The sequence below is a fragment of the Streptomyces sp. NPDC008313 genome, assembly GCF_042956125.1.
Classification (GTDB): domain Bacteria; phylum Actinomycetota; class Actinomycetes; order Streptomycetales; family Streptomycetaceae; genus Streptomyces.
Window position 1 is genome coordinate 253,418 of sequence record NZ_JBIBFR010000009.1, and the last position, 14,655, is coordinate 268,072.

Here is a 14,655-nt window from a genome sequence, read left to right on the forward strand (position 1 = left end):
GGTCGGATCCGGGGGGACGCGGGGGGAATGGGGGCCTGGGCGCCATGCGGAGCGAGGCGGGGAGTACTACTCCTCAATCAGTGGGCGACTTACGGAAGTTGGCGGGCGAGCTGCCCGTCGGATGGCTGGAGCGGATACCACGTTCGGCGGTGGTCGAGGCCCTGCTGAGGCAGGAGCGGCGCGCAGGTGCTCCGTCGGGGGAGGCCGTCCCCCCGAGGTGGCACAGTGCCGTGTGAGCCGACACCGCGAGGATTCACCCAATTCGTCGTCAAATTGCACAGTCGGTGCAACCTCGCGTGCCCGGACTGCTATGTGTACGAGCTCCGGGACAGCGGCTGGTCGGCCCAGCCCCGGGTGATGCCGCCCGCCGTCATGGAGCGCACGGTGCAGCGGATCGCCGAGCACGTGCGCCGGCACCGCCCGCCGGTGGCCCGGGTGATGCTGCACGGCGGGGAGCCGCTGCTGGCCGGGCCGCGCAGGATCGGCCGGTTCGCCGAGGCGCTGCGGGCCGCGTTCGGCGGCCTGGACACGGCGCTCGACGTGGTGGTGCAGACGAACGGCGCGCTGCTGAACCGCACCTACCTGGACGTCTTCCGGACCTGGGGCGTCCGGGTCGGGGTCAGCCTGGAGGGCACCCGCGAGGCCCACGACCGGCGCCGCCGCCACCACTCGGGCCGGGGCAGCCACGCCGACGTCGTACGGTCCCTCGCACTGCTGCGCGACCCCGAGTACCGCCCGCTCTACGGGGGCCTGCTGTGCACGGTGTCCCTCGACGCGGACCCGGTGGCCACGTACGAGGCGCTGGTGGCGGAGGAGCCGCCCGTGCTGGATCTGCTGATGCCGCACGGCACCTGGCAGTTCCCGCCGCCGGGGCTGCCCGCCGAGCCGGGCGCGCTGCCGTACGCGCGCTGGCTGGCCGCGGCCTTCGACCGCTGGTACGACGCTCCCGAGCGTGAGGTGCCCGTGCGGCTGTTCGACTCGCTGGTCGATCTGCATCTGGGCGGGGCGGCGACCAGTGAGGTGTGGGGGGCGCTGGGATCCGACGTGGTGGTCGTGCAGCCCGACGGGAGCATCGAGCAGAACGACATCCTGAAGGCGGTCCACGAGGGCGCCGCCCACACCGGCTACCACATCGACGCGCACGGCTTCGACGAAGCGGGCACGCATCCCGGTTTCGCGGCGGAGCGTGCGGGCATCACCGGGCTGTGCGCACAGTGCCGTGCGTGCCCGGTCGTGGACATCTGCGGCGGCGGGCTGCGGACGCACCGCTACCGGCGGGAGAACGGGTTCGACAACCCCTCGTGCTACTGCGCGGATCTACGCGCCCTGATCGAGCACGTGCGCGACCGTGTCAGCGGCAGTCTGCGCGCTCTCGCGAAGGACTGTCACAAGGCGGTTACAGGAGGGGCGATTCTCCCTATCATGGGGAGGTCCGCCGATGTAGAACCGTTGCACTGATCAGGGGATGGATCCAGGGGGCCCAGGTGGGAACGGGGGGGGAAGCATGGTCCCGTACTTCTTCATCAGCCATGCGGTGGGCGGCAGCGGCCGGCGTGACGTGGAGTTCTTCCACGCCGACCTGCAGACGGAGATCAAGGGGCGGCTGGGCGCGGAGAGCAGATTCGACGGCGTGCTGGCCGACTACCGGGGATGCGACCGGCGCGCCGGACCACCGCCGGACACACCGGCCATGAACTGCCGCTGCCTGGTCGTCCTCTATTCGCAGGAGTACTTCCGCAGCCCGTCGTGCACCTACGACCTGTCGGTCTTCGACGAGCGGGTGAACTGGCGGCTGCACCGCACCGGGGACGCCTCGGTAGTCCCGGTCGGGGTCGTGTGGAACGCCGCGGGGTTACCGGCCCGGTTCGCGGAGGAGACCGCCCGCCGCTCGGGCACGACGGCGGGGGACTATCCGCGGCGCGGAGTGGGCCAGTTGATCCGCGACCCCGGCGCCCGCGGGGGGTACGTGAGGGTGCTGCGCAGCGTCGCCGACCAGGTCCTCGCGGTCGCGGACCGCTCACCGCCCACGATGACCGCACGTGATGTCGGCTACCTCACCCCATTCAGGACTATGTCCCGTACTTCCGTCGTCTCGTGGGATATGCACCTTGCCCCCGTGCCGGTACCGTGGCACGGCAGGCGCACCGGTTCGCCACAGGACGACACCCCGAGGGGGCCCGTCGCTGAACGGCCGGACTCGCCTCCCCGCACCAGATCGTGGTTCTCATCCCCGGGGGAAGGCGAGCGTCCCATCCTCCGCGGACCACATGGCTGACGCGAACACGTGGAGCAGCATCAATGAGCAGCGTGGAGCCGGAGTCCCCCGGCGCCGGGGCCGCCCATGAACCGGCGACCATCGTCACCTTCTACTCGTACAAGGGCGGTGTGGGGCGCACGATGGCGCTCGCCAACGTCGCCTGGATCCTCGCCACCGAGGGCTGCAGAGTGCTCGTGGTGGACTGGGACCTGGAGTCCCCGGGCCTGCACCGCTTCCTGCGCCCCTTCCTCAACGATCCCGAACTGGCGTCCAGCGCCGGCGTGGTGGACATGGTCAGGGGATACGGGAGGGACGTCGAGGCGCTGGCCCGGGAAGAGCTGGAGGGACCGGAGCACGAGCGGCGCGTCGAGGCCCTGCTGGAGTTGCACACCGACGTCCGTCAGCACCGCGACACCCTGCGCTGGACCCACTTCAGGGCGCCCGGGTCGATCGACTTCCTCGGCCCCGGCGTGCAGAACGACCGGTACAGCAGCGACGTGGCCCTCTTCGACTGGGCCTCGTTCTACCAGCAGCGCCAGGGCAAGCGGTACGTGCAGGCGCTGCGGGAGCGGTTACGGCACGGGGACTACGACTACGTCCTCATCGACAGCCGCACCGGTCACTCGGACAACGCGAGCATCTGCACGCTCTGGCTGCCCGACGTCCTCGTCGCCGGCTTCAACCTGAGCAACCAGTCGATCGAGGGCACCGCCGGTGTCATCCGGCAGGTCCACGAGCAGGCCCGGGAGGCCCGGCGGGACATCCGCCTCCTTCCGGTCCCCATGCGCGTCGAGCACTTCGACCCCGGCAAGGCGAGGCGGCGGCGCGGCTACGTGCAGGGCCGGTTCGACGGACTGGTCGGCCCGCTGGCCCGGGGCACGCTGGAGGAGTACTGGGGCCAGGTGGAGGTCACGCACCAGCCCGCCTTCGCGTACGAGGAGGTCCTGGTCCCCTTCACCCTGCTGCCCGGCAGCCGCTCGCCCCAGCTCGACGCGTACGTGCGGATCGCCGAGGAGGTCAGCCAGGGCAAGGTGTCCCAGGTCCGGCCGGTCAAGGAGGCGGTCCGGCTCCGGTACGCGGAGCGGTTCGCGGAGGTCAGGCCGACCGGCCCGCGCACCGCCCGGATCGTGCACGCCTCGCGGGACCGCCGCTGGGCCGAGTGGATCCGGACGGTGCTCGCCCGCGTCGGCATCAGCTGCGAGACGACGGGCGGGGTGCCGCAGCACTCCGGGACCCCCGCCCTGGCGGGACCCGGCCCGTCGTACGGCGGCGCGGACGTCAAGCCGACGTACACGATCATCGTGGTCTCGCCCGCCCTGCAGTCCGCGCCCGAGGTGGACGCCGTCATCGAGCAGCATCTGCGGGCCGGCGGCCGGCTCGGTTCGGTCGACGGCGCGATCGTGCCGGTGCGCGTGGAGGAGGCGCTCGTCGGACCGCCCATCAACGACCTGCGGGGGCCGCTGCTGCAGGGCATGGACGAGGAGGGCGCCCGGCAGCTGCTGCTGAACCACTTCTCGGGGAACGGGCAGCAGGGTGAGTACCGGGAGGAGCCCGGTGACCGCGGCTCCGGCGGGGCGCGCTTCCCCGGCCGTACGCCCGGCCTGTGGTTCGCCCCGCAGCAGAACGTCAACTTCCAGGGCAGGGAGGCGTACGTCGGGCGGCTGCGGGACGAGTTCCCGCCGGGCCGGCCGGCCGCGCCCGTGATCCTCACCGGCCCGCTGGGCGTCGGGAAGTCGCAGATCGCCCTGGAGTTCGCCTACCGGTTCGCCGCCGACTACGACGCCATCTGGTGGATCGAGGCGGACAGCGCCGAGCGGATCGGCGAACAGCTCGCCGAGCTCGGCGCCCGGCTCGGTGTCACCACCGCCACCGCGCCGAACGCCGTCCGCGAGACGCTGTCCGCCCTGGCCGGCGGGCACGGCGACCACCAGCGGTTCCTGCTCGTCTACGACAACGCGCGGCGCCCCGCGGACCTGGCGGGCCTGCTGCCCGGCGGCGGGAGCAGCCATGTGCTGATCACCTCGGACACCCAGGACTGGGGCGCCGTCGGCCGGCAGCACGAGGTCGACGTGCCGACCGGGGACGAGGCCCGCGAACAGCTGCGCCGGCACTTCCCGGGGCTCGCCACCGAACGGGCCGACGAGATCCTCGCCGTGTCCGGCCGGCTGCCCCGGGTCGTCGACCAGGCGGCCGCTGTGATCAAGCTCCACCAGGAGAGCGGCGTGCCCCGCCAGGAGGCGATCGCCGCGTACCGGACGGCGATGGGCGGGCGCGCCACGGGCCAGGAGCCCGGGACCGCCGAAGCGGCGTCCGGCACCGCCGGCGGCCGGCCCGCCCCCGCGGCCCGCTACCCGGACGAGGCCCGCGACTCCTGGTCGGTGTCGATGGAGTCGCTGCGCTCGGTGCACCCCGGCGCCGAGCGGCTCCTGCGGCTGCTGGCGCACCTCTCGCGTACGGGCGTGTCCATCGACCCGGCGAGCGACGTGCTGCGCTGCCGGGCCGCACTGGACTGGCTGAGCCCGCCCGGCGGCGAGCCGCTCACCCCGGCGACCGCCGGGGCGGCGTTCCACGCGCTCACCCAGCACGCGCTGATCCGCGTCGACTACGGCATCGACCGGGTCGTCGGCGACCCGATGGGCCTGGCGTTCCTGTGCGAGAGCATGTCGCCCGAGGACTTCGCCGAGTCCCGCGCGGCGGCCCTGCACGTCCTCGCGTCGATGGCCCCGCGCGACCGGAAGGCCGACGACCCGGCGCACGCCGCCGTCTTCGCCGAACTCGACCTGCACGTCGAGTCGTCGGACGCCGTGCACAGCGACGAGGCGGAGGTGCGGCGCTGGCTGGTCAACCAGGTGCGGTACCGGCGCCGGGCGCGCCGTCTCACCGCCGCCCTCGGGCTCGCCGAGCGGCTGCGCCACGAATGGAGCGAGCGGTACGGTCCGGTGGAGCGCACCGGGGACGTGTTCCTGCTCCGGCTCGACGTGGAGCTGGCCAACATCCACCGGGACGCGGGCCGGTTCACCGAGTCCGAGGAGATCAACCGCACGGCGCTGGAGCGGCTGCGCGCCCGGCTCGGGCTCGACCACCCGTACACCCTGCGCAGCGCCACCGGGCGGGGCGCCGACCTGCGCGCGCTCGGCCGGGTCCAGGAGGCGTTCGCCGAGGACCAGTCGACCGCGGACATCCTCGCCGACCGCTTCACCCTCGACAATCCGTACACCCTGATGGCCTCGTCGAACCTGGCGCTGTCGCTGGCCATGGTCGGCATGACGGCGGAGGCCCTCGACCTGACCCGGGAGACGTACGAGCGCTGCCGCCGGGTGCTCGGCGTGGACCACGAGATGACCTGGAGCGTCGCCGCCCAGCTCGGCAACCGCTACCGGGAGTCCGGGGACTACGCGACGTCGCTGAGCACCCTGCGCACGGCGTTCAACGAGGCGGAGGAGCGCTTCAAGGAGACCGACCCGGCGACGCTCCAGGCGGCGCGCGGGCTCGCGGCGACCCTGCGGCGCGTCGGGAGCGCCGACTCGGACGAGGCGATCCGGGCGGCCCGCAAGTACGACTCGGACGCGGCGGCGGGCTGGCTCGCCTACGGCGGCCCGGACCACCACGAGCGGCTGGCCACCCTGCTGGCGCTCGCCGCCGACCTGCGGCTGCTGGGCGGCCACGCGGACGCCTGCCGGCTGGCCCAGGAGGTCGTCGCCGGGTACGAGCGGTGGGGGGACGGGCACCCGTTCCTGCACATCGCGCAGGCGAACCTGGCCCTGTGCCTCCGCTCGGCCGGCCGGCTCGACGGGATGGCCGAGCTCAGCGAGGAGGGCTGGCGGGGCCTGTCCGCGTCGCTCGGCTCGGCCCATCCGCTGACCCTTCTGGCGGCCCTGGGCCGCGCCAACGCCCTGGTGTTCACCGGGGAGTCGGCCGAGGCCCTGGAGACGGACCGCCGCACCTACGGCCAGCTGCGGGCCCGGCTGGGGGCGGAGCATCCGCTGACGGGGTTCGCGGCGACGAACCTGCAGGACAGCGAGGCGCGCGGACAGGGCACCGGGACGGTGCCCGGTGTGGAGCGCGTCGAGCTCGACATCGACATGCCGTACATCTGACCGGCCCGCGCGGGACGACGGGCAGCGGACGGACACGGCGGTCGGGCGAGGAGGCGGGGCGGTGGCGGTGAGGGAGAAGAGAGAGCTGGGCAGACCGTGGTCGGTCGCGGTCGTCTCCGCCCGCCCCGGCGAGGGCGCGACCCTGGTCACCGCCACCGCCGGGGTGATGATCGACCACCGGACCGGCCCCGGCGGGCAGAACGTGATCCTCATGGACGCGGACCTGCTGACCGGGGGCCTGACCTCCCTGCTCCGGGCCTGGCAGGTCCCGGGCACCGACGACGCGTACGGGGTGGGCGCGCGCGCCGGGGACGGCGGCGGCGGCCTCGTCGGCTACGCCCTGGACCGGGAGAGGCGTCTGCGCGACCGCGGCATCCAGCACCGGCTGCAGGAGCTGCGCTCCTCCGACGGGCGCGACGGCGACATGAACCTGCTCGCGATGCGCGCCCCGGGCAGCGCGGCCCTGACGACGCTCGGCGATCTGCCGGACGTCATGGGCCGGGCGGTGGAGCGGCTCGGCGAGATCGCGGGATGCCTGCTGGTGGACTGCGGCCACGGCTGGAACGCCAGGACGCGGCGGATCTGCGAGACCGTCGAGCACATCTTCGTGGTGGGCCGCGCCGACGCCCGCGCCCACCCGGACACGCTGCGGCTGTTCGGCCACCTGGAGCGGGCGGGACTGCTGCCGAAGACGGTCGGCCACCTCGCGAACAGTCCCGAACCGGCCCACTTCGCGCACGGCTTCGGTCGGCGCCACACCACGAACGGGCACGGCCCGGGCCCTCTCGCGGGCCTGCCCGGGCAGGGCGCGAACAGCGCTCCCCGGCAGGGCCGTCGCGGGGACACACTGCCGGTGCGGACCCTTTTCGGCCTGCCGTACGACCCGCGCGCGGCGGACGAGATCGCGAAGGGGGCGCTGCCCGGCGCGCACAGCCCCTTCTGGACGGCGCTCTGCCAGGGCATGGAGGCCCTGGAACCCGACCTGTTCCGTACGGGCTTCGACATCTACTGAGGGGGGCGTGGTGGACACCGCGGACCAGAACCGATCCGACACCCGGGCCGGACGGGCCCAGGACCCGGCCGAGACACGGCTGCGCGCCGCGCACGTCACCTCCGACAGCGACGACTTCATCGCGATGTGCGCCGAGGCGCTGCACCCGGACGGCCTGCACCACGTGGCCGCCTACCACCGAGGCGTCTACAACTACTCGGTGGACATCCTGGACGGTCTCGGCCCGTCGGCCGTCCTCCCGCAGGGTGAGGACGCCGCCTCCAGCCGGGAGACGTACATCCGGATCGGCCGCCAGCTCAACTTCCTGCTGGGACGCATGGACCGGGCGCTGCGCCCGGTGGAGAGCGGACGCCTGATCCGCACCGTGCTGCGGCTCGGCTCCGCGTCCGTCTACCACTACTTCGTCCGGCCGGGCGAGTATCTGACCGGTGTCTCGCTGGGCGAGGAGAACGACGAGGCGGGCGACCGCGCGATGGCCCGGCTCGCGACCCGCTTCGGCGAGGTGCTGCGCCGGCGGGGGCTGAACTACGGCGGGTTCGAGGAGGAGAACCCCACCCAGCCCGGACCGCCGCCCCGCCGGGTGGTGCCGGGGCCGGTCTCGAAGGAGGACGCCCTGCACACCGACCGGCTCGGCGTGCTCGGGCAGGACGTGAGCGGGATCCGGGCCCTGTGCGCCGCGGCCCTGTCCGCCGACGACCTCCACTACGCGGCCTACGTCGATCCGGCCGCCGGATCCGTCGCCGTGGACGTCCTGGAACTCGCCGAGCTCGGACCGTTCTTCAGCAACATCAGCAGACAGGGGCGGCGCGAGCGCTACCAGGACATCGCGCGCCGGCTGCCGTTCGTCGTCGCGCGCCTCGACCACTCGCTGAAGGCGGTGCTGCCGGGCAGGCTGACCCGGACGGTGCTGGACGTCGACGAGGGGGCTCTCTACTACTTCGCCCTCGGGAACGGTGCCTTCCTGCTGGGCGTCACGCTGCACCAGGACCGGGTCTTCCAGACCGACCGCCGCATGAACGCGCTGAGTGAGGCCGTCGAGCGGACCGTGCGGGAGAACGACACCGGCACCCCATGACGAGGCGGCCATCGGCCGAGCGTGTGGTGCAAGGCGGTTTTCGCCCAGCATTCACTCCCCGAGTGGCACAAATCCCTGTTTCTCGGCGCCCGTCGACAGGGGACCGTTAACGTCGGGCGGCGACAGGGCGGCGGACGGGGGTGATGTCCATGGACTCGGACTCGGGCTCGGACTCGGGCTCGGACGCGGGCTCGGACTCGGGCTCGGACGCGGGCTCGGACGCGGGGACGGCAGGGAGTACGGGCGCCGACGCGAGCCTTGGCCGGGGAGCGCGTGGTCGCGGGCTTCTCCGCGCCGGCGGGCACCTGTGGGTCCTGTTCGGGGTCATCGGTCTCGGCTGGGCGACCGGGGCCGGCACCGGAACCGGCGACCTCAGCGATTCCCCGGTCTATCTCTTCCTCACCCTGCTGCTCCTCGCCGTCGGGCTGTACGGCAGCACGTCCGGCATCTCCCTGCGCGAGGCCCGCGAGGACCTGCGGCTGCTGCTGCTCGCCGTCACCGTGGGCGTCGTCGCCAAGGCGGCGCTGATCGCCGCGGTGCTCTGGTTCGCGCTGGACGATCCGGCCTACCTGATCCTCGCGGTCGCCGTCGCGCAGATCGACCCGCTGTCCGTCGCCGCGCTGCAGGGATCCTCCCGGATGTCGCCGCGCGGCCGGACCGTCCTGTCCGTCTGGGCGTCCTTCGACGACCCCGTCACCGTGCTGCTCACCGCCTACACCGCGCCCCTCGCCCTGAGCGCCCTGGACGGCTCCACCGGCGCGGACGGCGCGGACTCGGCGGTCATCGGACCCGCCGACGCCCTCGACTACGCGGCCCAACTGGGGTGGAACGCCCTGCTGGTGGCCGGGGCGGCGGCCCTGTGGCTGCTGCTGCGGCGGACCTGCGGCACCGACCCGGCCCGGTGGCCGCGGACCGTGCAGGCCCTCGCCGCCCTCGCGCTGCTCGCCCTGGTCCTGGTGGCCGCCGGGTTCGCGCTGATGCTGGGCGTCGCCGCCGCGGGCCTCTTCTTCCGCCCCCCGGCCCTGACCCGCCACCTCGCCCATGTCACCCGGGCCGCCTACGCGGTCGCCGCGTTCACCCTGGGGCTGCTGCTGGTCGACGGCATCGACGTGCCGTACGGCCTGGTGCTCGGCGCGGCGGCGTACGCGGCCCAGGTCGCCGTGGGCTCCGTCCTGACGCGCGGGCTCGACCGGGTGGACCGCGTCGCGCTGGCGCTCGGCCAGCAGAACGGGGTGACCGCCATCATCCTGGCCCTGTCGCTCCAGCCCGCCTTCCCGCGCGCCGTCGCGATCGTCGCCCCGGCCGTCATGACCGTCAACTGCCTGCACTTCGCCGCCAACACCCTGTGGACGGGCTCCCGCTGGAGCCGCCGCGACGAGCCCAGCCCCCCGGCGCCCCCGCCGCCCCCGGGCGCCGGACCGCTCGCGCCGGGGCCTCCGCCCGCCCCGGCCGTACGGAGCGGGGCGGGACGCCGCGTCACGGCGCGCGGCCGGGCCAGTCGAGCAGCCGGGCGCCGATGACGGCGGTCTGCAGCATGTAGCGGTGCGCAGGATCGGCCGGGTCGGCGCCGGTGAGCTGGTGGATGCGCTCCAGCCGGTACGTCAGCGCGCGCACGCTCAGCGACAGCCGCCGGGCCGCCTCCGCCGCGACGCACCCCGCGTCGAAGTACACGGTCAGCGTGTCGAGCAGCGGACGCACCCCGCTCCGCGCGGTGGTCAGCGGTCCCAGAGCGCTCTCGACGAGGTCGGCCAGCGCCTGCCGGTCGCGGCTGAGGACCGGGTAGACCAGCAGATCGGCGGCGCGCAGCACGGGACCCTCCAGCTCCAGGCGCTCGGCCAGCTCCAGGGTGTTCAAAGCCTCCTCGTACGAGTGGACGACCCCGCCGGCGCCTGGCTGGACCCGGCCGATCGCCACCCGGCCCCCGCCGGTCGCGGCGAACGCCTGCTTGGCGAAGTGGACCAGCACCTCCTCCTGGTCACCGGCGGCGACGCAGAGCATCCGGCCGTCCTTCGTGGTCAGCAGGATGTCGCGGTTCCCGAACCGGGCGAGGAGCGCGCGCTCCACCTGGCGCGGCGTCGGGTCGCCCTCGTCGTAGGCGGCCGGTCCCTGGGCGACGGCGACGGCGTGCGCGTGGGACAGGCGCAGCCCGAAGCGCTCGGCGCGCTCGGCGAGGCGGCCCAGGTCGCTGCGCCCGTAGAGCAGGTCGTCGATGAACTCCCGCCGCGCCGCCTCCTCCTGGCGCACGGCCTGGCGCTGCGCCCGCTCGAACCCCTCGGCGAAGGCGTCGACGGCCTGCTGGACGGCGGCCAGGGTGCTGTCGGCCGTACCGGGGACACCGGGCCAGGCGGCCCGGGTGGCGGTCAGGTGGGCGCTCACCAGGGCGCGCAGCCCGTGGCCGTCCTCGGCGGCCTGCTCGCCGAGGGCGCGCCGTTCCTCGATCTCGTCGCGGGTGAGCCGGCGGCCGGTCCGCGACACGTCGGCCAGCAGTTGCGCGTAGCCCTTCAGATACGGCTCCGGTATCTCCCGCCCCGCCATGCGCGCCCGTCCTCCCCGGTCCCGGTTCCGCGGCCGGGCGCGGTGGTCGCCGCGCCGACTGCCTGGCGGACGGGCCCGGTTGGCGCCCGTCCGGCATACAGACCCTACGGAACCTTGCCGGGATCCGGCAATGCGCCCGGGTGCCGGACGCGGGCAGGATGGCTGCGAGGGGAGCACGACGGAGGTTCTGCCGTCCGCTCCTGCCGGTATCCGGCAGGAGCGGACGGTAGAACCCGGAGGGGAGCCGTGCGCCCCGGGACGGAACGTGCGGGGGGCGGACGGGGAACACGGGGGCCGGCGGCGGGGAGAGTTTCTCCCCGCCGCCGGGCTCCTCGCCGTCCTCTTCACGGCCCGCCCGGGTCCTGGTCCGCCCGGGTCCTGGTCCGCCGGCACGCGGGCCGCGGACGACCCGGCGGCAGGTCCGGTCCGAAGCCCCCTGGCCGGCCGGCAGTCCGCCTGCGAGGACAGCCCGCGTTCGAACACCGATTCAGTGCGGAATGATGACTGCAGAATCATCTCCCTTATGTTTTTCCTGAGATGGCACTTCTGCGGCTGAAGTCCAGATGAAACTCATCTGCATATCCTTCACCCGTTTGCCGCGCACCCGCAGGAAAGGGGCGCCGTTATTGGGGATATGACGAAGGAAATCAGGGAGCGGAGCCTGGACCCGTGCGTCACGCGCGAGGGTCGGGAGGGGACCGCGGGGGACCCTGCGATGATGGTGGGTTCTTACGTCAATACACCCGTCCTGGTGTACGCGGCGGCACCCGCCGCCGCTCGCTGCGGCGGGAAGTGACCGCCGCCGTATGTATGACGAACGAATGGAACGTCACCCGGAGTATTCCACCGGATATCTCGACCCGGCCTACATGACGGGAAAAGGACGGCACCGCGCTCCGGACGACGTCTTCTCGCATCCGCTGGTGCCGCCGGACGCGGCCTGGGACCCGGCCGAGGAACTGGCCTACATGCTCCAGGACGCCATGGAGCAGCCGCCCGCCTTCCGCGTCCCCCAGCCGCGTGACGTCCTGGGACAGCGGCAGTCCCCGCCCCGAGAAGCCGTCGGCCCGTACGACGACGTACCGGAGGAGCAGGCCGACCCCTGGGACGGTGCCGACGAGCCCCGTGGTGTCCCGGAGCGGCGGTCCGTCCCGCGCGCCGCCTCCCCGGACCGGGACGAGGACCCGGCCGAGGACCCGGAGCCCGGTACTCCGCTGAGGAACCTCCACGCGATCACCGAGGAACTGCCGCCGCTGCGCGAGGCCGCCCGGCGGCACCGGAAGATCCGTCCGCGCAGGCGGATCAACGTCGCCCGGACCCTCAGCTGGGTGATCGCCGCCGGGGCGGCCGCGATCGCGTCGGCGGTGAGCGTCTTCGGCGGCATGGTGACCTACGAGCCGCTGCGCCTGGCCGCCGTCGCCCGCGCCGAGAGCGGCGTCATCGCGTGCTGGCCGCTGCTGGTGTACGGGCCCTGGCTGGTCGCCGCGCTCTCCGTGCTGCGGGCCGCGCTGCACCAGCGCCGCGCCGTGCACTCCTGGGCGCTCGTGCTGTTCTTCTCCTCCGTCACGGTGCTTCTCTGCGTCATCCAGGCGCCGTTGACGGTCATCGACATCGCCGCGGCGGCCCTGCCGGGCCTCGCCTCGCTGGCCTGCTTCCACCAGGTGGTCCGCCAGATCACCCTCACCCGCCCGCCGCGCCGCACCAACCCCCGCCACCGCTCCGTGGTCCCCGCCACGGCCGCCGCGGCCGTGAAGGGCGGGCTGTAGCAGCCGTAGCAGGCAGTGGTGGAGGCCCGGGTCGCCGACCCGGGCCTCCTGGTGCGACGGGGGCGCCTACGGTGTCACCCGAAGGTGACGACGAGGCGGCCGTCCGAGGCGTAGGACCAGTGCAGCGCCCCGGAGTACGAGGGGCACCTGGACCCGTTCGTGCCGGTCCAGAACTGGTTCGAGCTGTCGGCGTCGCCGACGACCTTGTCGTTCGATCCGTCGTCGCTCCGGCACGAGACGTTGTTCCGGAACACCGAACTCCCCGCGTCCCACGAGAAGTTGCGCTGCCCGTTGTCGATGCTGACGTTGTCGGAGACCGTCATCGACCCGGGGTTGCTGTTGTAGGTGAACCCGTGCTTGCCGTTCTCGTAGGCGATGTTGCGCCGGACGATGTGATTGACGCCGATGTCCTCGCCGCCGAGCTTGTAGCCGTTGCGGTCACCGCTCGTATTCTGGGTGCCGTCGCCGAGGGTCCCGTTGCCGTAGGAGACGGAGTCCTCGATGGTGACCGGGCCTATGGGGCCCGTGTCGTCCTTGGTGTAGAGGTCCCAGCCGTCGTCGATGTTGTTGTGGGACACGTCGTAGCGGAAGACGTTCCCGGTGCCGACGGTCAGCTTCGCGGCGAAGCCGTCCGCGTCCTCGCCGTCCGAGTCGGCGTTGTCGTGCGACTCCGCGCTCAGGACGAGGTTGTCGGAGGGCCACTCGCTCTTCGGGGTGGTGGAGGAGATCCGTGAGAGCTGGAGTCCGGTGTCGTGGTTGAAGCGCGTCACCGTGCGCTCGATGACGTTGTGGCTGCCGCCGACGAAGATGCCGTTGTCCCCGGCGTGCTGGACGACGACGCCGGTGACGTGCCAGTACGAGCCGTTCACGGCGAGTCCGCGGTTGGCGGAGTTCTCGCTCATCGCCGAGAAGTCGAGCACCGGGGTCTCGCCCGGATAGGCGGACAGGTTCGTACGGGCGCTCGCGGTGCCGTCGTTGCCCGGCGCGATGGTGATCGTCTGCGCGGAGTCGTACGTGCCGCCGCGCAGGTAGATCGTGCCGCCGGAGGTGACGCGGCTGATCGCCGAGGCGAGCGTCGTGGGGTCGGACTGGGTTCCGGACGCGCCCGCGCTGCCGCCCGGCGCCACGTAGAGCGCCGAGCCCGGCGGCGGCGTGGTGTCCCCGCCGGTCACCTCCACGTCGAGGTAGTCGATGTTGGGCAGTCCGGCCGAGGTGGTGGGGGTGAACCGGACGGTGTTGCCGCCCGCCGTGACCGGCACCGTGAGCGTCTTCGTCGTCCACCCCGACCAGGCGCCGGTGGCCTCGAACGACGCCGAGGCGGCCGACGAGCCGTTCACGGTGATGTTCGCGGGCCGCGCGGTACCGGTCCCGTTGGCGAAGCGGACCTTCAGCGTCGCCGTGCCCGCGGCGGAGGCGTTCACGGTGAACTGGGCGTACCCGCTCGTCGCGTTGGTGCCGTTGCAGAATCCGCTGCCGGAGTACCCGGACCAGTCGGAGTCGATGGTGCCGGAGCAGACCGCCGGGGAGTTCTCGGCCTCCAGCCGGGTGGAGGCGGCCTGCGCCGTGGTGCCGGACAGCGCGACGAGCGTGCCGGCCAGCAGGCCGACGGACGCGATGACTGGTCTCAGTTGCATCGTTCGTCTCCAGAAGTCGGTTGATCGATCGAGTGCGTGAACGGGCAGGGCGGCCGGCCGTGTCCATGGGGGAATGGAAAGCGCTTTCTCGGACGCTAGGGGCGTGCTGTGGACACGTCAATAGCCTTGTACGTGGCTGTGGTTCATGGACATGAATAACCCGAGGGTGTCGGCGCCGGACCTTCCGGGGCTTTGCCGTCTCTTTACAACCCTCCCGGCCGCCGGCTCGTCTCTCCCCTCGATCCGTCCGTCGTCCGGTCCGCGAGTACCGGTGGCCGG

The 14,655-nt window shown here is 73.1% G+C and carries 9 protein-coding genes; 7 read left to right on the forward strand and 2 right to left on the reverse strand.

Features of this window, described 5'->3' with window-relative positions; genetic code table 11:
- Nucleotides 1–225 precede the first annotated feature (225 nt).
- From ACFY93_RS14815 to ACFY93_RS14840, 6 genes are all read left to right on the forward strand, one after another.
- Nucleotides 226–1,458, forward strand: a complete 1,233-nt coding sequence (locus ACFY93_RS14815) for an FxsB family cyclophane-forming radical SAM/SPASM peptide maturase (protein ID WP_391357943.1) — start codon at nt 226–228, stop codon at nt 1,456–1,458.
- 46 nt (nt 1,459–1,504) lie between these two features.
- Complete coding sequence (locus tag ACFY93_RS14820) at nt 1,505–2,275, forward strand: hypothetical protein (protein ID WP_391357946.1); 771 nt, start codon at nt 1,505–1,507, stop codon at nt 2,273–2,275.
- A 23-nt stretch (nt 2,276–2,298) separates the two neighbouring features.
- Nucleotides 2,299–6,354, forward strand: coding sequence for an FxSxx-COOH system tetratricopeptide repeat protein (gene fxsT / locus ACFY93_RS14825; RefSeq protein WP_391357949.1), 4,056 nt, complete (start codon nt 2,299–2,301; stop codon nt 6,352–6,354).
- A 67-nt stretch (nt 6,355–6,421) separates the two neighbouring features.
- Complete coding sequence (locus ACFY93_RS14830) at nt 6,422–7,366, forward strand: hypothetical protein (protein ID WP_391357952.1); 945 nt, start codon at nt 6,422–6,424, stop codon at nt 7,364–7,366.
- A 7-nt stretch (nt 7,367–7,373) separates the two neighbouring features.
- Nucleotides 7,374–8,441 (forward strand): hypothetical protein, encoded by a 1,068-nt coding sequence (locus ACFY93_RS14835; protein WP_391357955.1) that lies wholly within the window; start codon nt 7,374–7,376, stop codon nt 8,439–8,441.
- A 149-nt stretch (nt 8,442–8,590) separates the two neighbouring features.
- Entirely contained in the window at nt 8,591–9,961 is a 1,371-nt protein-coding gene (locus ACFY93_RS14840) for a hypothetical protein (RefSeq protein WP_391357957.1), read from the forward strand.
- Here the strand turns inward: ACFY93_RS14840 and ACFY93_RS14845 are convergent.
- Nucleotides 9,918–10,976, reverse strand: a complete 1,059-nt coding sequence (locus ACFY93_RS14845; protein ID WP_391357960.1) for a helix-turn-helix domain-containing protein — start codon at nt 10,974–10,976, stop codon at nt 9,918–9,920. The genes ACFY93_RS14840 and ACFY93_RS14845 overlap by 44 nt on opposite strands.
- Before the next feature lie 821 nt (nt 10,977–11,797).
- Between ACFY93_RS14845 and ACFY93_RS14850 the strand changes: the two genes are divergently transcribed.
- On the forward strand, nt 11,798–12,742 hold the full coding sequence (locus ACFY93_RS14850) for a hypothetical protein (RefSeq protein WP_391357964.1): 945 nt from the start codon (nt 11,798–11,800) through the stop codon (nt 12,740–12,742).
- 74 nt (nt 12,743–12,816) lie between these two features.
- Here the strand turns inward: ACFY93_RS14850 and ACFY93_RS14855 are convergent, their stop codons facing one another.
- Nucleotides 12,817–14,376 carry a carbohydrate-binding protein gene (locus ACFY93_RS14855; protein WP_391357967.1) on the reverse strand — a complete coding sequence of 520 codons (1,560 nt, stop codon included), beginning with the start codon at nt 14,374–14,376 and terminating at the stop codon, nt 12,817–12,819.
- Nucleotides 14,377–14,655 lie beyond the last annotated feature (279 nt).